Source organism: Lebetimonas sp. JS085, assembly GCF_000523295.1.
GTDB lineage: Bacteria > Campylobacterota > Campylobacteria > Campylobacterales > Nautiliaceae > Lebetimonas.
This window is the reverse complement of the sequence record NZ_ATHR01000001.1, coordinates 813022-831005: the sequence shown is the minus strand read 5'-3', so window position 1 is coordinate 831005 and position 17984 is coordinate 813022. Positions and strand designations below refer to the sequence as shown.

Sequence of the window (17984 nt, the reverse complement as noted above, 5' to 3'; positions counted from 1 at the left end):
AAATTATCAATTTACAATTAAACATTACTTATAATCCACAGCTTTTTGGAACTTCAAATCCGCATTCTTTAAGAACAAGCTCTTGATAGTTTTCTTTTAAATCACTCTCTACCATCTCTTTTGTCATCTCTTCAAGAGTTATTTTTGACTCCCATCCAAGTTTTTCTTTTGCTTTTGTTGCATCTCCTAAAAGTAAATCAACTTCTGTCGGTCTAAAATATTTAGGGTCTACATTTACAATATCTTTTCCTATCAAATTTTTTACATGATCGATAATATATTGTGGATGGGCCACATTGATTGTTTTTAAAAGGTTTTGAAGTTTTTCTTCATCTATTGCAGTAACAATTCCTTTTTCATTAACTCCTTTACCTTCAAATGAAATTTCTAACCCAAGATATTTTCCTGTAAGTCTTACAAATTCTCTAATTTCTGTGGTTCTACCTGTCGCTATTACCCAATCTTCCGATTTTTCATATTGAAGTATCATCCACATCATTCTTACATAATCTTTTGCATGTCCCCAGTCTCTTTTTGCACTTAGATTCCCTAAATAAAGTTTTTTATCAAGTCCTAAAAGGATTCTTGCCATTCCTCTTGTTATTTTTCTTGTTACAAATGTTTCTCCACGTCTTGGACTTTCGTGATTAAAAAGTATTCCATTGCAAGCAAACATATTATACGCTTCTCTATAATTTACCGTAATCCAATACGCATAGAGTTTAGCTACTGCATAAGGACTTCTTGGATAAAATGGTGTTTTTTCACTTTGCGGTACTTCCTGAACTAATCCATATAATTCACTTGTACTTGCCTGATAAATTTTTGTTTTATTTGTAAGTCCTAAAAGCCTTACAGCTTCTAAAATTCTTAAAATCCCTATACCATCCGCGTTTGCAGTATATTCCGGTTCTTCAAAACTAACTGCTACATGTGATTGTGCTGCAAGGTTGTATATTTCATCAGGCTGAACTTCTTGAATAATACGAGTTATATTCATACTGTCTGTCATATCTCCGTAATGTAAAAAGAAATTTACATTTTCTTCATGCGGGTCTTTATATAAATGGTCTATTCTTTTCGTATTAAAAAGGCTTGTTCTTCTTTTTATACCATGAACTTCATAACCTTTTTCAAGTAAAAATTCTGCTAAATAACTCCCATCTTGACCTGTTATTCCTGTAATCAAAGCTTTTTTAGGTTTTAGATTTGAGTTTTGAAATTTAAGATTATTTTTTTTCATACTTTTCCTTTTTATGATATTTTGATAATCCTGTTAGCATTTTAGAAATTTCATCTAAATCATTTATCCATTTTAAACCTGTTGGTTTATTGATATATTCTATTTCTATTCCAATATATGCTTGAGTAATAAATTCTGCTACCGAACCTTTTGAAATTTCTATAAATCTAATCTGTTCTTTTAGAGATTCTTTTTCCAGTCCTTCTGCAATATTACTTGCTATAGATAATGCACTTCTAATTATTTGATCTTTAAAACCAAAATCTTTTAACTCTTTTAATTCTTTATATACATTAGCACACATTCTTGAAGATTTTTTCCAAAAATCTAACTTTTCACATTTCATATCTTAGCACCTATCACTTAGCACATACTTCTATTAAAATCATCTTCAATTCTTACAATATCATCTTCGCCTGTATATTCTCCAACCTGTGCTTCAATTAATACCACAGGTATTTTACCGGGATTTGACAATCTGTGAATCTCTCCCATTTTTATGTATGTTGATTCATTCGGTCTTACAAGATATGTTTCATTTCCTACCTGAACTTCTGCTGTCCCGCTTACTACCACCCAATGTTCGCTTCTGTGGAAATGTTTTTGAAGGGAAAGTCTTTTACCCGGTTTTACTATTATTCTTTTTATTTTATATCCGTTTTCATCTATTAAATTCTCAAACACTCCCCACGGTCTATGTACTGTAGTATGAAACTCTGTTAAGTCTTTATTTTCTTTTTTTAACCTTTTTACCACATCTTTTACTTTTTGTGTTTTGCCTTTTTTTGTTATGAGTAAAGCATCATTGGTATCTATTACAATAAAATCTTCAAGTCCTATTGTAGCAACTGTTTTTTTTGGATTATCGCTGTAATAAAAGTTATTTTTGCTTTCTATCTCAACAGGTTTTACATTTGAATCTATTTCTTTGACTAAACTGTCAAAACTTCCTACATCATTCCATTCAAAATCTGATTCAACCACTTTTATTTTATCACTATTTTCCATTACTGCATAATCTATACTCTCTCCCGGAATATTTTCCATATCTTCTAATCTTATTCTTAAAATGTTTTTATCTTTTTTTGCATTTTTATAAGCTTCTAAACTTTTTTCATATATTTCAGGAGCATATTTTTTAAGTTCTTCTAAAAACACTCCCGCTTTAAACATAAACATTCCGCTATTCCAGTAAAAATTGCCTTTTTTTACATACTCCTCTGCTGTTTTCAAATCAGGCTTTTCATGAAATTTTTTTACATCTTCTTTATCTGCTTCAATATATCCATACCCTGTATGAGCTTCACTCGGTTTTATTCCAAATGTTACCAGATATCCCTGTTGGGCTAATTCTTTTGCTCTATTTATCGCTTCTTCATATTTTTTTTCATTTTTTATTAAATGATCACTCGGAGTTACAAAAAGTATTTCATCCTCATTGCTTTGAAACGCTGCGAGGGCAATTGCTGGAGCTGTATTTCTTCCTATCGGTTCAAGTAAAAAACTTGTATTATTTAATTTATTTATCTCTTCTAACTGGTCTAATGCTAAAAAATATTGATTTTCATTTGATACTATAAGCTGTGAATTGCACAGTTTTGAATTTCTCTTTGCTGTAAGCTGAAAAAGTGATTTATTATCAAAAAGTTTTATAAACTGCTTTGGCATTAATTTACGACTTAAAGGCCAAAGTCTCGTACCGCTCCCCCCGCAAAGAATTATATTTTTCAAAAACTCTCTCCTAAAAATTTTTTATAATTTTATCAAATTTCACTCAACCGTAACCGATTTAGCCAGATTCCTTGGCATATCCACATCATTACCCATTCTAATTGCTACTTCAAGTGCTAAAAGCTGGGTTATTACCATCATTTCAAAAAACTCCGCCATAGGATGCCTGCTTTTGTTTATTTTTATAAAATCATCAGTCAGTTCAATTTCTTCCTGAGATATTGTAAGCACTGTGGCGTCTCTTGCCACAAGCTCTTCAATATTTGATTTTGTTTTTTCAAACAGTATATTTTTACTGAGAAGCGCCACTACAAAAAGCTCTGGGTCTGCTAATGCAATAGGTCCGTGTTTCATTTCACCTGCCGGGTAGCCTTCTGCGTGAATATAGCTTATTTCTTTTAGTTTAAGCGCCCCTTCAAGTGCAAGAGGATAAAAAATATCTCTTCCTATAAAGAAAAATCCGTGTCCGTGAAGATATCTTTTTGAAAGCCTTTTAATTTTTTCGTGTAGTTTTGGATTTACTTTTGTAGCTTTTATGGCTTCGTTTATTGCTTCATATTCGTTTTTTTCTGCCAGATAGTTGCTAAGCATCCAAAGAGTCATTACCTGAGTGGCAAAAGCTTTTGTAGAAGCTACGCCTTTTTCTATTCCCGCTCTTAGCAAAATTGTTTTATCTGCAACTCTAACGATTGAAGAATTATCCACATTACATAAAGCTAATGTTTTAAGCCCTGCTTTTTTTGCCATTTTAAGAGTCTCAAGAGTATCAGCCGTTTCACCGCTTTGGGAAATTACTATAAAAAGAGTCTCTTTTGTTAATAGAGGCTCTCTGTATCTAAGTTCGCTTGCAACTTCCACATCCGTTCTAATTTTTGTGTTTCTTTCAAGCAGATATTTGCCTACAAGCCCCGCATGATAGCTTGTCCCGCATGCTGAAATGATTATATTGTTTATTCCTTCAAAAAATTCTTTGTCAAGCTCGTCAAATTTAATACCCTCTTTTGTATTGCGTCCTAATGTATTTTCTTTTAGCACATCGTATTGTTCATAAATCTCTTTTTCCATATAAAATCTGAATCCGCCTTTTTTGGCTGATTCCCTGCTTGAAGGCAGGGGTTTAAATACTGGGTTTATCGCTTTGTGGTCAAACAGACAAATTTCATCTTCAACATATCCGTATTCACCGTCTTCTAAATAATGTGCGCTGTTTACATATCCGATTAAAGGCGCGTCGGATGAGGCAAAGAAAAATTTGTCTTCGTTTTTAGCCACTATTAAAGGGCTTCCTTTTTTGGCAAAAAATATTTTTTCAGGGTCTTTCTCATTAATAAGCAAAATCGCATAAGCGCCTTTTAGCTTTTCAAGTGTTTTTTTGAATGCTTCAAACGCATTGCCGTTGTAAAAATGCTCAAACAGTTTAACAATAACTTCAGTATCTGTTTGAGAGATAAAATTTAAATTCTGGGCTTCAAGTTCTTTTTTAATTTCAGCATAATTTTCAATAATCCCGTTATGCACAACCGTGCTGAATTTTCCTGTCTGCGGGTGAGCGTTTATTTCTGTGGGTTTTCCGTGGGTTGCCCATCTGGTATGCCCGATACCAAGTTTCAGATTAATAAATTTTACATTTTTTAACTTAACTTCCAGGTTTTTCAGTCTTCCGACAGCTTTTATAACTTTAAGTTCCCCTTCGTCCATAACGGCGATTCCGGCGCTGTCATATCCTCTGTATTCAAGCTCTTTAAGACCTTCAAGTAAAAAATCCTGTGGATTTTTAATCCCTTTAACTCCTACTATTCCGCACATATTAACCTTTCATATTTTCATACATATAATTGGTGGCTTCTATAAATCCGGGAATACTTCCGCAGTCAAACCTTCTGCCTTTAAACTTATATGCTATCACCATTCCTTCATTTGCCTGCATTTTTATAGCGTCGGTCAGCTGAATTTCCCCGCCTTTTCCAGGCTTTACATTTCTTAACAAATCAAAAATATCGGGGGTTAAAATATATCTTCCTATAATTGCTAAATTGCTTGGGGCTTTGTCAACATCCGGTTTTTCCACCATATCATCTACCATTATTACACCGTCTTCTATTTTTTTACCGGATACAATTCCATATTTATTTACTTCGTTTTTATCCACTTCTTCAACAGCTATTATTGTACATTTATATTTTTTGTAAAGTTTAACCATCTGTGTTAAAACTTCCCCCACACACAAATCATCCGCCAAAACAACCGCAAAAGGATTGTTGCCAATGAGTGGTTCGCCACTCAAAACCGCATGTCCGAGTCCAAGCATCTCTTTTTGTCTTACATATGTAAAAGTGCATTTTTCTATCATTTCATTTGTTTCTTTAAGCAAAGAGGCTTTACTTGAATCTTTTATTTTATTTTCAAGTTCTGGGGAAAAATCCAGATAATCCTCAATAGCCCTTTTGTTTCTTCCTGTTACAAACCCTACTTCAAAAATTCCCGCATTCATAGCTTCTTTTATTCCGTAATGAATAAGGGGTTTATTAACAACCGGCAGCATCTCTTTTGGAACCGACTTTGTGGCCGGTAAAAATCTTGTGCCATACCCCGCCGCAGGAAACAGTACTTTTTTTATCATTTTTTCTCCTTATTCTACTAACATTTGATTTATAATTTTCTTTACTTCATAAATAACTTTTCTATCTATTTTTCCTAATTTTTTTATTATTCTTTTTTTATCAATAGTTCTTATTTGATCTAATACAATATAAGAATTTTCTCCTGCTTTAATCCTAGTTGGATAATTTCTTGTTTTAGAAGTCATCGGTGCAATTATTAGAGTATTTATATTAAAATTCATTTCATTTGGAGAAATTATAACACAAGGCCTTGTTTTTTTAATTTCAGAACCAATTGTAGGGTCTAAATTTACAAGCACTATTGAATATTGATTATACATCCATATCCCAATCTAAACTATCATCAATTAAAAGTTTATCATCATTATTTTTGTGCATTTTTTTAAATGCTTCATCCCAACCTTTTCTGCTATTTATTGGAATAATTATTAATTTATCATTTTCTTTTATTATTTTTACTTTTTCTGAATTTATTTGAAATTCTTTAGGTATTCTAATTGCCTGTGAATTCCCACTTATAAAAACTTTTGCTATTGCCTCCATATAAGAACCTTTTTTATTAAAAGTATATACAAATATACATTAAAAATCAAATTCAACATTCATAATTCAACATTTATAATTCAACATTCATAATTCAACATTCATAATTTATTTAGCTTTTTCTCCCACTCATATGCACTCTTACAAATAAATCCCAAATCATCATATTTTGGTTGCCATTTCATTTTTTCTTTTATTTTTGAATTGTCTGAAATCAGCATTGCTGGATCTCCCGCCCTTCTCTTAGCATTTTCCGCTTTAAAATCAACTCCGCTGACTTTTTTCATTGTATCAATTACCTCTTTTACGCTGGCACCCCTGCCGTATCCTACGTTAAAAATATCACTTTTATTATTATCTAGATATTCAATTGCATTTATATGCACATCTGCCAAATCAACTACATGAATATAATCCCTTATGCAGGTTCCGTCAGGTGTAGGATAATCATCTCCAAATATATACATTTTATCTCTTTTACCCACTGCACATTCACTAGCCACTTTTATTAAATGGGTTGCATTTTTTGTTTTCTGCCCTATCATCAAATCGGGGCTCGCCCCCGCCACATTAAAATATCTGAAAATTACATATTTTAATCCGTGAGCTTTAGCAGCATCCTGAATAATATTTTCGCTGAACAGTTTACTCTGTCCGTACGGATTTATCGGATTTGTAGGAAAATCTTCACTAATACCGACATTTTTCACTTTTAACTTTTCACTTTTCACTTTTATATCCGGTTCGCCGTATACCGCCGCCGTAGAAGAGAATATAAATTTTTCCACTCCGTATTTAACGGCCAAATTTACTAAATTAGCAGTGTTTGCTGTATTGTTTAAATAATATTTTAAAGGCTTTTCCACACTCTCAGGCACTATCAGACTTGCCGCAAAATGGATAATCGCATCAAATTGCTTTGTTTTAAAAATACCTTCAATTTCATTCCAGTTGCTAAGATTTGCTTCAATAAACTGAAAATCTCTAATTGTTTTTAGAGTATCAATTGTATCTTTAAATCCACTCACCAGATTATCTATTACAGTTACATCATAATCACTGTTTTCTAATAAAAGCTTTACCACATGGCTTCCTATATATCCGGCCCCGCCGGTAACTAAGATAGATGTTAGATGTTTAATGTTAAATGTTGAATTTGTTTTCATTTTAGCCCTTTTTGATTTTGTTGTGATGTTTTAATAATTTTAGTCAAAATATTGATTATTGAATCAATTTCTTTTAACAAATTTTTATTTTCTTCAAAATATCCACTATCTATTAATAATTTTATCCAGTACCTTGTTTCTCTTGCTTCTTTAGCCGCTATACTCATTTTAGCAATAAAATCTTTTTTAGTTATACCAGCTTGAGCTTCTTGAACATTTGCTCCAATTGAAGTCCCACATCTTAATAATTGTTTTGACATTATATATTCTTTTTTCACTTCAATTATATATTTATAAATTTTTGCAATTTCAAGAGCAAATTCATAACTCTTTTTAACTATTAAATTATTTTCTTTAATTTTTCCTTTCTTATTCATAATTTAACATCCAAAATTTCTCATTCATCATTCAACATTTATCATTCATCATTCAACATTTATAAAACTCCCTGTACCACTCAACAAAATTTCTAATCCCTTCTTTAACATCTGTATAAGGTTTATAGCCTAAATCTTTCTGTAAATCAGTTGTATCGGCCCACGTGCTTGCAACATCCCCGGGCTGCATTGGAAGCAGGTTTTTTTTAGCTTCCCTACCAAGTACTTCTTCAATTGCCTCTATAAAATCCATAAGTTTAACCGGAGCGCCGTTTCCTATATTGTAAACTTTATAAGGAGCCACACTCTCGCTCGGCCTTCCGTTCCACTGAGGATTTGGTTTTGGAGGATTGTCAATTACCCTCACGACACCTTCAACAATATCGTCTATATATGTAAAATCCCTTTGCATATCGCCATAGTTATATACATCAATCGGTTTATTTTTGAGTATATTTTTTACAAATTTAAATAAAGCCATATCGGGTCTTCCCCAGGGCCCGTAAACGGTAAAAAATCTCAGCCCCGTTGTAGGAATGTTGTAAAGATATGAATATGTGTGGCTCATAAGCTCCTCTGCTTTTTTTGTGGCGGCATACAGGCTGACCGGATGGTCTACATTGTCATCTGTTGAAAAAGGCTGTTTTTTATTTAGCCCGTATACACTCGAGCTGCTTGCATAAGCTAAAGATTTTACACCTGTTTGCCTTACGGCTTCCAGTATGTTCATATGCCCTACTATATTTGAACTGATATAAGCATCCGGATTTTTAAGGGAATACCTCACCCCCGCCTGTGCCGCAAGGTGGCATACTTTATCGAATTTTTCTTTTTCAAAAAGTTTAAAAAGATTAAATTTATCTTCAAGATTCAGTTTTATAAACCTGTAATTCGGATATTTACTAGACTCTACAATTTCGTTATATTCTATTTTTTCCTTGTCAATTCCGGCCTCATTTAATCTTGCATATTTTAAATTCACATCATAATAATCATTTATACTATCAAGCCCTACTACCTCATCCCCTCTTTTTGCAAGTCTGTTGGCCAAATGAAATCCTATAAATCCTGCCGTTCCTGTTACTAATATTTTCATATTATTCCTTTTTTACTTATTTATTATTTATATTTATTCTCCATTTTACATTTTCCATTTTCCATTATTAATTAATATTTAGTCTTTAGAATAAATATCCCTTGTATAAACTTTTTCTTTAATATCCTCTAAATTTTCATCAATTCTGTTTGCCAAAATCACATCGCATTTTTTAAGTTCGCCCAAACTGTCGCTAAATTCAACACCCTCTATTTCATTCCCTTTTGCCTTTGGCTCATAAACTACTATTTTTACAAAAGGTTTTAACATTTCAACCACATCAAATATGGCGCTGCTTCTGAAATTATCGCTTCCCGCTTTCATAATGAGCCTGTAAACACCGACTGTTTCCGGTTTTTTATCAAGTATTCTTTTTGCAATAAATTCTTTTCTTATTACATTTGATTCCACTATCGCATCAATAAGTCTCTGCGGAACGTTATCAAGCCTGTAATTTGCCAAAAGCTGTTTTGTGTCTTTTGGAAGACAGTATCCGCCGTATCCGAATGAAGGGTTGTTATAATGCATTCCGATTCTCGGGTCCAGACACACACCTTCAATTATCTCTTTTGTATTAAGACCTTTTGATATGGCAAAATTGTCCAGTTCATTAAAAAATGAAACCCTCATGGCAAGATAGGTATTTGCAAACAGTTTAACCGCTTCGGCTTCTGTATTGTTTGTAAAAACAAGCGGAATTGTCTCTTTATATGCCCCGTCTCTGAGTAAATTGGCAAATATTTCGGCTTTAGCGCTTTTTTCACCCACAATAATCCTGCTCGGATACAGACTGTCATACAAAGCTTTCCCCTCCCTTAAAAACTCAGGCACAAAAAATATATTTTTAAAATTAAATTCTTTTTTTATTCTTTCTGTATATCCTATCGGGATGGTTGAGCGGATTACTATTGTGGCTGATGGATTTATTTCTATTACATCTTTTATTACACTCTCAATGGATTTTGTGTTAAAATAATTGGTAACAGGGTCGTAATCCGTAGGAGTTGCTATTACCACATATTCAGCCCCGTCGTAAGCCTCTTTTTTATCAGTGGTGGCTTTTAGATTCAGTTTTTTTGTCTGAAAAAACTCGGTTATTTCCTTATCTTCGATAGGAGACATTCTTTTATTTACCATTTCCACTTTCTCAGGGATTATGTCAAGAGCCACAACTTCGTTGTTTTGTGAAAGAAGCACCGCATTGCTTAGCCCCACGTATCCTGTTCCAGCTATTGCTATCTTCATTTTATTTCCTTTATCATAATTAAAATTTTTTTCTTTTTATCTTTAAATAAAACCTTTTTTTTAGTTACCAAATAATAAAATCTTTCATTTTTTTGCAAAAAACCTTTTTTTAACTTTATAATTTTACCCAAATTTTGAATAGGTTTTTTTTCTATGATTTTATCTATAAGATTTTTTGGATAACCGGGGGAGAGTTTTTTGATAAATCTATTTTTTGAAACACATTTTTTATTTAAGCAAACACTGTTTTTGTAAATAGTAAATTCAACCGGAACACTGGCGTCTTTATAAATTATAAGTTTTTTATAATTAAATCCTTTTTCCAAAAATCCCTGATCGGCCGCTTTTACAAAAGGAGTGTCAATTACCGCATACACAGGCGTTGTTTTAGTGGCACAACCAAAAATAAAAATGTAAAATGTAAAATGTAAAATGTAAAATGACTTTTTTAAATTAAATTTTCCATTATCCATTGTCAATTTTCCATTATCTTATTTTTTTTATTTTATTTCTTGAAAGTTTATAAATCTTAGAAGGTTTTCCCTCAAAAAGGCCTCTTTTATTTTCCACTGTAACATCGGCTGTGTTTTTAGCCCACATTTCATCAAATTCTCTGCCGCTTTTATTGGCGGAAGTGGAATACATCCAGGAAAATTTTTTCAAAAATTCTAAATGCGACTCATCTCTTACCACCCTGAAACTTTTTTTATTGGGATATATAAAAGTGGTTTTTTTGCTTCTTCTAACCCTGTTTTTAAACTTGTCCGGCACCCTTGTAAATTGTTTTAAAGTTTTTAAACTGTCGACTTCCATTAATATGGGCTGATTTAAAGGACGGTTTTTTATTTTATTTAATTTTTCTTTATCCTGTGATAAAAATCCGGCGGTTGTATCGGTTTGAGTTAAATAAATTTTATTTGGATTCATTTTTTTTCCTAAGAAGTATTGCAATTTCATCCATTTCTTTGGCTTCTTTCAGTTTTGCTTTTTTAAGTATTTTTTTTATTTCTTCATTTTCCAAATATTTCATTTTTTCATATTCAATATTGGCTTTTTTAAGCTCATTCATAAGTTCATTTTTTCTGTTTTCTAAAACAATAATTTGATTTTTTAATTTTTCCATCTCCCCCCTTAACAGATGCTGCTGGGATTTAATCTGTGAAAAAAGAGAGAAATTCCCGTTTTCAGGAAGAGTCAGGGAAAAAAGAATATTTTGCAGGTTTTCTATTTTTTTATTCAGCTTAGTTATAGAAAAATTTATTTTTTGTACATCTTTTTCAAGTTTCTGGACAACCTGTTTTTTTATTTTTACAACAGAACTGAATTTTGTTTTCAATTTTCACTTTTCATTTTTCATCATGGCCGCTTTTGATAGCCAGATGAGCGTAATTCGTTTTGCTCATTTTCGCTCATTTTCCATTTTCCATTTTTCATTTTACACTTTTCACTTAATTGCTTGGCCTCTTGGCTACTCACAACTCACAACTCATCACCTCACTATCGTATCTTCCCTCTCGGCCCCGGTTGAGATATATTTTATTTTACAACCTGTTTTTTCTTCCAAAAATTCTATATATTTTTTGGCATTATCAGGTAAATCGCCCCATTTTCTTGCCCCGCTGCTTCCGTCCCATCCGGGAAGTGTTTCATAAACCGGTTTTACGTCATCCAAATCACTCGGGAAATAATCAAGTCTTTTTCCGTTTCTTTCATATCCCACACCCACTTTTACCTCTTTAAATCCGTCAAGCACGTCAAGCTTCATCAACGCCACTTCATCACAGCTGTTAATGGTAATGGCGTATTTTGCCGCCACAACATCAAACCATCCGCATCTTCTAGGCCTTCCGGTGGTGGTACCGAATTCTGCTCCCTGTTTTCTTATTCTCTCTCCCTCTTCACCTGATTCCTCTGTAGGAAAAGGGCCGTTGCCGACTCTTGTTGTATACGCTTTTGCAATGCCTGTGACTTTGTTTAATTTTTTAGGGGGAATTCCGCTGCCGGTTAACGCCCCGGAAGCTATCGTGTTTGAGCTTGTAACATACGGATAAGTCCCGTGGTCTATATCAAGAAGCGTTGCCTGGGCACCTTCAAGCAGCATATTTTTACTTATGTTATCCCAAAGATATTTTGTAGTGTCTGTAATGTTTTCAAAAAGTTCCTCTTTATAAAAGATTAACCGTTTTTTAACATCGTTAATATCAGGAATTTTTACCCCGAGATATTCCAAATAGCCTTTGTTCATTTCATAATAATCACTCAGTTTTCCAATCAGTTTGTCAATATCTTTAAGTTCACCCATCCTTACACCGGCTCTTACAATCTTATCCGCATATGCAGGGCCTATTCCCCTGCCTGTCGTACCTATTGCATTTTTACCCCTGAGTCTTTCGCGGGCCTTATCGATGGCTATGTGATGATCGAGTATCATATGCGCTTTATCGGAAATAAGCAGTCTGTTTTTTATATTCTTATCAAAATCTTTTATCTCTTTTATAAGCTGGGGAGGATAAACAACAACCCCGTTGCCTATCACATTCACGGCGTTTGGATTTAATACACCGCTTGGCAGTAAATGAAGGGCGTATTTTTTACCGTCCAATACAACGGTGTGTCCCGCATTGTGCCCGCCCTGAGAGCGGATTACAACATCATAGTTTTTTGCAACCAAATCTACTATTTTCCCTTTTCCCTCATCTCCCCATTGAAGTCCTACAATCAAATCAACCATTCATATCCTTTAAAAGATTATCCGTATAAACAGAAAAGCCTACACTTTCGATTCCGTCCACCTTGTATCTTCCGCCTTTTGCAAAAACAACATTATCTTTTATAAATCTGTAAAAAATTCCCGTATAATATCTTAAATTCGTTACATAAAGAGGGGCGATTATGTCTTCTTCGTTTGCAATATCTTTAATTTCTTTTAAGTATTTTTGAATTTCGCCCGGATAAACGCTTAAATCCTCCAAATCCTTTTTTGAATTTACAAAAAGAAGTTTTTGCAGCCAGGTTTCGTTAAATTTGTATATTCTCATTTTTTTTATATCTTCCAAATGAAGCCCCGTTAATTCACATACAACCCTTGGAATTTTAATATGTGAAATCTGAAGGGTGTAATTTTTGTTAAGCCTTTTAAAAATCTGTTTGTTTATATTTACAATTTCTTTTAAATCCCCTTCAAGCCATTCAGCGCCTATTTGATATATTTCATGACTCGGATATCTGAAAACAGGCTGAATATAAAACCATTTTTTAGCTTCGGTTTTAAGCCTTTTAATAACAAGCCTTATTACATCGATGGAAGAATCGGCCCTGAGGGCCAGATTTCTATTTTGGGTATCGGTTAATTTTATTATTTCTTTTTCGCTTAACGCAATTTGCTGATGGTAGGAAAAATAGGGGGTGATTATTTCTTCGAACTCATTGGCATCAAAAACTTCACTTGCCACATTTTCTATTTCCCTTTTTATTTTGGCACTCCTGCCGAAATAAAATCTGCTCCCGGACGGAATTTCATGTTTAAAAATCATCTATTTTCTCTCCTCGGTATATATTCTGAGTGCACTGCCGTCATATTTTCTAATTCCAAGCTCATCTAAGGCAAGTTCAAGCGAATTTACGATATAAAGCATTTTGTTTTCGTCAATTATTCCCATATTGTTGATTCTAAAGAGTTTGCCTTTCATAAAATCCTGGCCTCCCGCAACATTGATTTCATATTTTTCTTTTAAAATTTTTATAATTTCCTCCGCTTTTTCACTGTAAACCGCAGCCATTGAAGGTGCCGGCACCTGAGGAAAAACAGTAAGTCCTATTTCTTCAATAGCCGCAAGAAGCGCACTGTGTCTTTTAGCAGTATTTTCATAATGTTTATCAAATCCGATTTCTTCTAATTTTTTAAGCACTTCATCTAATGCAATAACAAGACTTGTTGCAGGCGTAAAAGATGTTGAGCCATCACGCTGTTTTTTTATTTCATTTGCAAGGTTAAAATAAAAACCTTTTCCTTTTCCTATTCGTTGAACGGCTTTTTCACTGAGACCTAACATTGCAAGTCCCGGAGGAAGCATAAACGCCTTTTGGCTTCCGCCTACCAAAACATCGATATTTGCGGTATCTATATCTTCAACCCCCATAGCGGTAATAGCATCTGCCACTATTATAATATCGGGGTTTATCAGTTTAACTTCGGCCGCAATGTCCTCAACAGGATGCCTGAGCCCTCCCGCACTCTCACAAATCTGAATAAATATTGAATCTATTTCTTCATCTTCCTCGACAGCCGCAACAATATCATCTGCCGCAGCGGGGGTATCCCAGTCATATTTTATTTCCCTGAAAGGGATATTAAACGCACTGCAGATTTTCCCCCATCTTTCACCGAATTTCCCGGCATTTATTGTTAGGGCTTTTTGTTTTACAATGTTCGTTACAGCCGCCTCCATAGCCCCGCTTCCGGAACTTGTCAAAAATACTGCTTCGGGCAGATGGGTCACTTTTCTAAATCTTTCAAGAGTATCAAGCAGAATTTGTTTAAATTCAGGGGTTCTGTGGTGTATTGTTTCACCCAAAAAAGTTTCCCTTACAAAATAAGGAATTTCTACCGGTCCCGGTGTTGCTAAAATCATTTGTTATCCTTTATTTTATTTATAATTTTTTCAGCGTCAAATCCAAAATATTTATAAACTTCGCTTCCCTTTCCGCTTGAGCCAAAACTCTCCATTCCAATCACCATATCGGCATATTTATACCACTCAAGCCCCCGTGCGGCTTCAATGGCAATAACTTTTCCTTTTAAGAGTCCTTTTTTAAATTCCTGTGTCTGCTTATCAAACAGATCAAAACAAGGCACACTTACAACCCTTGCATTAATTTTTTCGGCAATTTCCACAGCCAAATTCACTTCACTTCCGCTAGCAAGGATTGTAATTCCGTCGCCTTCCCTTAAAACATAAGCCCCCCTGCTTAAATCAATATTTTTAGGGGTTATATTTTTAAGCCCCTGACGGCTGAGGGCAAAAGCAACCGGTGCATCGATATTAAGTGCCGCCTTCCAGCAGTTTACATTTTCATTCGCATCCGCAGGTCTGAAAACATAAAGATTAGGAATAGCCCTAAGCGCCGTTAAATGCTCAATCGGCTGATGGGTCGGCCCGTCTTCCCCTAAAGCAATGGAATCGTGTGTGAATATCCAGTAATTTTTATGTGAACTTAGCGCCGATATTCTCAGTGCTCCCCTTAAATAATCGCTGAATACCAGAAATGTGGCAGCGTAAGGCAAAAACCCGTATGCGCTAAAGGCATTGTTTATAGCCCCCATTGCGTGTTCCCTGATACCGAAATGCAAATTTCTCCCGTGAGGAAAATCATCTTCATTTTTTAAATGGGTGTTGTTTGAAGGGGCCAAATCCGCACTTCCGCCAAGAAAAGACGGAACTGCCTTTGCAATTGCATTTAAAATTTCTCCGTTGCTTTTTCTTGTGGCAAGGCTGACATTTTTTTCAAATTCAGGCCATTTAATTTTATTAAAATCCCTGTTAAAAAATTCTTCAATTTCCTTGGTATTTGCTTTTTTTCTCCATTCGGCTTCTAATAATTCACCTTTTTCTTTTACACACCTGAACCTGACCAGTACATCATCAGGCACAAAAAAAGTTTTATCATTAGGAAATCCTGCCGCTTTTTTACTTTTCTTTATAACATCTTCACCAAGAGGCGCTCCGTGGGTTTTTTCGCTTCCCTCAAGCCCGACAGCACCCCTTGCTATAATTGTCTTTGCTATTATAATTGTAGGTCTTCCGTCCGTTTGAAGCGCTTTTTTAAGCGTTTTGGCAATATCTTCATAATCATGCCCGTTCATTTCAAGCACTCTGAAATTTTGGGAAGCAAACCTTTTTTTAATATCGTCTTTAAATACTTTGCCAACCTCTCCTTCGATAGAAATATTATTACTGTCGTATATTAAAATCAAATCTTCAAGCCCTTCGCTTCCGGCAATTGAACAGGCTTCATAACTTATGCCCTCTTCCAAATCCCCGTCACCGCACAGACACCATATTTTATGGTCAATTTCCGGAAATTTTTTATGTAAAAATTTTTTGGCCATTGCAAAGCCTACGGCATTTGCCACGCCTTGACCTAAAGGACCTGTTGTCACTTCAATCCCAGGAGTATGCCCGAATTCTGGATGTCCGGGAGTAATGCTGCCAAGCTGCCTGAAATTTTTCAAATCATCCATTGTAATATCATACCCCCATAAATAGAGCATAGAATAAATAAGCGGCGTTGCATGCCCGCCTGAAAAAACCAGTCTGTCCCTGTTTATAAAATGAGGGTTATGCGGGGTCAGATTAATAACTTCACTGAGCTCCACCATTATATCCGCCAAGCCCAAAGCGGCTCCGGGATGCCCCGAATTCGCCTTTTGCACCATATCAGCCGCCAAAAACCTTATTGTATCAGCCATTTTTTTCTTCATATTCATTCTAATCCTTCCTTTAAAATTTTTTCTATTATTTGTTTTAATTCTGGTAATTTATCAAAAATTGTATTCCATATTGTTAAAAAATCTATTCCAAAATAGTTATGAGAAACAATATTTCTAAAATCTATAATTTTTCTCCAATCATAATTCGGATAAACTTTTTTTAAATCTTGATAAATATTTTTAGTAGCTTCTCCTATTATTTCAAATTCCCTAATTACCGCCTGATAAGTTTTTCTGTCATTTTTAAATTCATCAAAATCTATATAAACAACATAACTTTCAATAGCATTAACAGATTCTAATATGTCATCTAAAAAAAGAGATTTATCTCTATGCATTAATAATATCCTTGTAAATATTTTTTTTTAACTTTTCTCTTATCATCTCTTTTGTAGCTAAATCAATTTTTCTTTTAAATTTATCTTCTAATTTATACTTTAAATCGAAATAGTTATCAAAAGTATGAAATTTATCTGATATAAACTCTACCATAATATCAATATCACTGTTTTCATTATCTTCTCCCCTCGCCACACTTCCAAAAAGATAAATTTTTTTTATTCCATATTTTTTCCTAAAATACTCTTTATTTTCTTTTAAATACTCTAAAACCTTATTTTTTATACTTTTCATTTTGTATTATGCCTATTTAAATATTTATTTAACAGTTTTTTCAATTCATTTTTTAAATTTTCATCAAAATTTCCCATTTCTTTTTCTATTTCACCTGCTAAATTATCCGCCTTTTTTCTTGCTTCTTTTTCTCCCAAAACAGTAACGAATGTATTTTTATTTTCATCCACACCCGTTGTTTTACCTGTTTTTGATGAATCAAGCAAATCAAGTAAATCATCTTGAATTTGGAAAAGAAGTCCGAGTTTAATACCAAAATCATATAATTTTTCCGCCAAATCGGTTTTATTTACAATAATCGCACCCATTTTAAGACTTGCCGCAATTAATTTTGCCGTTTTATTTATATGCAAAAATTTAAGCTCATCCAAATTAAGCTTTTTATTTTCAAAATAACAGTCAATTACCTGCCCTAAAACCATTCCGTTCGGACCTGCCGCATTTGAGAGAGTTTTAATAAGTTCTGTTTTTATATCATTATGCATAGGGGCTTTGCTTAAAACCTCAAAAGCATATGTATTTAAGGCATCCCCGACCAAAATAGCGGTTGTTTCATCATAAGTTGTATGAAGGGTTGGATGATTGCGTCTGAGAGCCGCATTGTCCATTGCGGGCAAATCATCGTGAATTAAAGAATATGTGTGAATAAGCTCAATAGCAAAAGCCGCATATTTTGCATTATCCGCTAAAAGCGGGTTATATGCGTTTACCACCGCCAAAAGAAGTCTGGGTCTGAATCTCTTTCCTCCAGCTATTAGCATTTCGTTTAATGCTTTTTCAAAAAAAGGATGAAAGCTTTTGGCACTAATTAAATTTTTTTTTATAAAATCTTCCATTAC

The 17984-nt window shown here is 33.8% G+C and carries 21 protein-coding genes; all 21 read right to left on the bottom strand.

Annotated elements, in window-relative coordinates; all coding sequences use genetic code 11:
* Positions 1 to 28: 28 nt before the first annotated feature.
* The 21 genes from gmd to DZ68_RS0104555 all read right to left on the bottom strand — a co-directional run bounded on the left by gmd (position 29) and on the right by DZ68_RS0104555 (position 17981).
* A complete protein-coding gene (gene gmd, locus DZ68_RS0104655; RefSeq protein ID WP_024787487.1) occupies positions 29 to 1243 on the bottom strand; it encodes a GDP-mannose 4,6-dehydratase in 1215 nt (404 codons plus the stop codon).
* A complete protein-coding gene (locus DZ68_RS0104650; protein ID WP_024787486.1) occupies positions 1230 to 1589 on the bottom strand; it encodes a four helix bundle protein in 360 nt (119 codons plus the stop codon). The genes gmd and DZ68_RS0104650 overlap by 14 nt, the downstream gene beginning before the upstream one ends.
* Positions 1590 to 1606: 17 nt before the next feature.
* Complete coding sequence (locus DZ68_RS0104645) at positions 1607 to 2974, bottom strand: mannose-1-phosphate guanylyltransferase/mannose-6-phosphate isomerase (protein WP_024790802.1); 1368 nt, start codon at positions 2972 to 2974, stop codon at positions 1607 to 1609.
* 39 nt (positions 2975 to 3013) lie between these two features.
* Positions 3014 to 4780 carry a glutamine--fructose-6-phosphate transaminase (isomerizing) gene (gene glmS, locus DZ68_RS0104640; RefSeq protein WP_024790801.1) on the bottom strand — a complete coding sequence of 589 codons (1767 nt, stop codon included), beginning with the start codon at positions 4778 to 4780 and terminating at the stop codon, positions 3014 to 3016.
* Position 4781: 1 nt separating this feature from the next.
* Positions 4782 to 5594, bottom strand: a complete 813-nt coding sequence (gene galU, locus DZ68_RS0104635) for a UTP--glucose-1-phosphate uridylyltransferase GalU (RefSeq protein WP_024790800.1) — start codon at positions 5592 to 5594, stop codon at positions 4782 to 4784.
* Positions 5595 to 5603: 9 nt separating this feature from the next.
* Entirely contained in the window at positions 5604 to 5915 is a 312-nt protein-coding gene (locus DZ68_RS0104630; protein ID WP_024790799.1) for a type II toxin-antitoxin system PemK/MazF family toxin, read from the bottom strand.
* A complete protein-coding gene (locus DZ68_RS0104625) occupies positions 5908 to 6138 on the bottom strand; it encodes an antitoxin (protein ID WP_024787482.1) in 231 nt (76 codons plus the stop codon). Before DZ68_RS0104625 ends, DZ68_RS0104630 begins: the two co-directional genes overlap by 8 nt.
* A gap of 101 nt (positions 6139 to 6239) precedes the next feature.
* The gene (gene galE / locus DZ68_RS0104620) at positions 6240 to 7304 is read right to left on the bottom strand and encodes a UDP-glucose 4-epimerase GalE (protein ID WP_051428175.1); all 1065 of its coding nucleotides are present in this window, start codon (positions 7302 to 7304) and stop codon (positions 6240 to 6242) included.
* On the bottom strand, positions 7301 to 7681 hold the full coding sequence (locus tag DZ68_RS0104615; protein WP_035907118.1) for a four helix bundle protein: 381 nt from the start codon (positions 7679 to 7681) through the stop codon (positions 7301 to 7303). Before DZ68_RS0104615 ends, galE begins: the two co-directional genes overlap by 4 nt.
* 52 nt (positions 7682 to 7733) lie before the next feature.
* Positions 7734 to 8777, bottom strand: a complete 1044-nt coding sequence (locus tag DZ68_RS0104610; protein ID WP_024787479.1) for an NAD-dependent epimerase — start codon at positions 8775 to 8777, stop codon at positions 7734 to 7736.
* Positions 8778 to 8855: 78 nt separating this feature from the next.
* A complete protein-coding gene (locus DZ68_RS0104605; RefSeq protein WP_024787478.1) occupies positions 8856 to 10022 on the bottom strand; it encodes a nucleotide sugar dehydrogenase in 1167 nt (388 codons plus the stop codon).
* Positions 10019 to 10495: a hypothetical protein gene (locus tag DZ68_RS0104600; RefSeq protein ID WP_024787477.1), complete on the bottom strand. Its 477-nt coding sequence runs from the start codon at positions 10493 to 10495 to the stop codon at positions 10019 to 10021. The genes DZ68_RS0104605 and DZ68_RS0104600 overlap by 4 nt, the downstream gene beginning before the upstream one ends.
* A gap of 13 nt (positions 10496 to 10508) precedes the next feature.
* Positions 10509 to 10949, bottom strand: a complete 441-nt coding sequence (locus DZ68_RS0104595) for a Sua5/YciO/YrdC/YwlC family protein (RefSeq protein ID WP_024787476.1) — start codon at positions 10947 to 10949, stop codon at positions 10509 to 10511.
* On the bottom strand, positions 10936 to 11358 hold the full coding sequence (locus DZ68_RS0104590) for a flagellar FliJ family protein (RefSeq protein ID WP_024787475.1): 423 nt from the start codon (positions 11356 to 11358) through the stop codon (positions 10936 to 10938). Before DZ68_RS0104590 ends, DZ68_RS0104595 begins: the two co-directional genes overlap by 14 nt.
* Before the next feature lie 153 nt (positions 11359 to 11511).
* A complete protein-coding gene (locus DZ68_RS0104585) occupies positions 11512 to 12753 on the bottom strand; it encodes an adenylosuccinate synthase (RefSeq protein WP_024790798.1) in 1242 nt (413 codons plus the stop codon).
* A complete protein-coding gene (locus DZ68_RS0104580; RefSeq protein ID WP_024787473.1) occupies positions 12746 to 13555 on the bottom strand; it encodes an ATP phosphoribosyltransferase regulatory subunit in 810 nt (269 codons plus the stop codon). The genes DZ68_RS0104585 and DZ68_RS0104580 overlap by 8 nt, the downstream gene beginning before the upstream one ends.
* Entirely contained in the window at positions 13556 to 14653 is a 1098-nt protein-coding gene (locus tag DZ68_RS0104575) for an alanine--glyoxylate aminotransferase family protein (protein WP_024790797.1), read from the bottom strand.
* Positions 14650 to 16503 carry a transketolase gene (gene tkt, locus DZ68_RS0104570; protein ID WP_035907381.1) on the bottom strand — a complete coding sequence of 618 codons (1854 nt, stop codon included), beginning with the start codon at positions 16501 to 16503 and terminating at the stop codon, positions 14650 to 14652. Before tkt ends, DZ68_RS0104575 begins: the two co-directional genes overlap by 4 nt.
* A gap of 2 nt (positions 16504 to 16505) precedes the next feature.
* Positions 16506 to 16850, bottom strand: coding sequence for a DUF86 domain-containing protein (locus DZ68_RS0104565; RefSeq protein ID WP_024787470.1), 345 nt, complete (start codon positions 16848 to 16850; stop codon positions 16506 to 16508).
* Positions 16843 to 17145 (bottom strand): nucleotidyltransferase family protein, encoded by a 303-nt coding sequence (locus DZ68_RS0104560; protein ID WP_024787469.1) that lies wholly within the window; start codon positions 17143 to 17145, stop codon positions 16843 to 16845. The genes DZ68_RS0104565 and DZ68_RS0104560 overlap by 8 nt, the downstream gene beginning before the upstream one ends.
* Positions 17142 to 17981 carry a polyprenyl synthetase family protein gene (locus DZ68_RS0104555; RefSeq protein ID WP_024787468.1) on the bottom strand — a complete coding sequence of 280 codons (840 nt, stop codon included), beginning with the start codon at positions 17979 to 17981 and terminating at the stop codon, positions 17142 to 17144. The genes DZ68_RS0104560 and DZ68_RS0104555 overlap by 4 nt, the downstream gene beginning before the upstream one ends.
* Positions 17982 to 17984 lie beyond the last annotated feature (3 nt).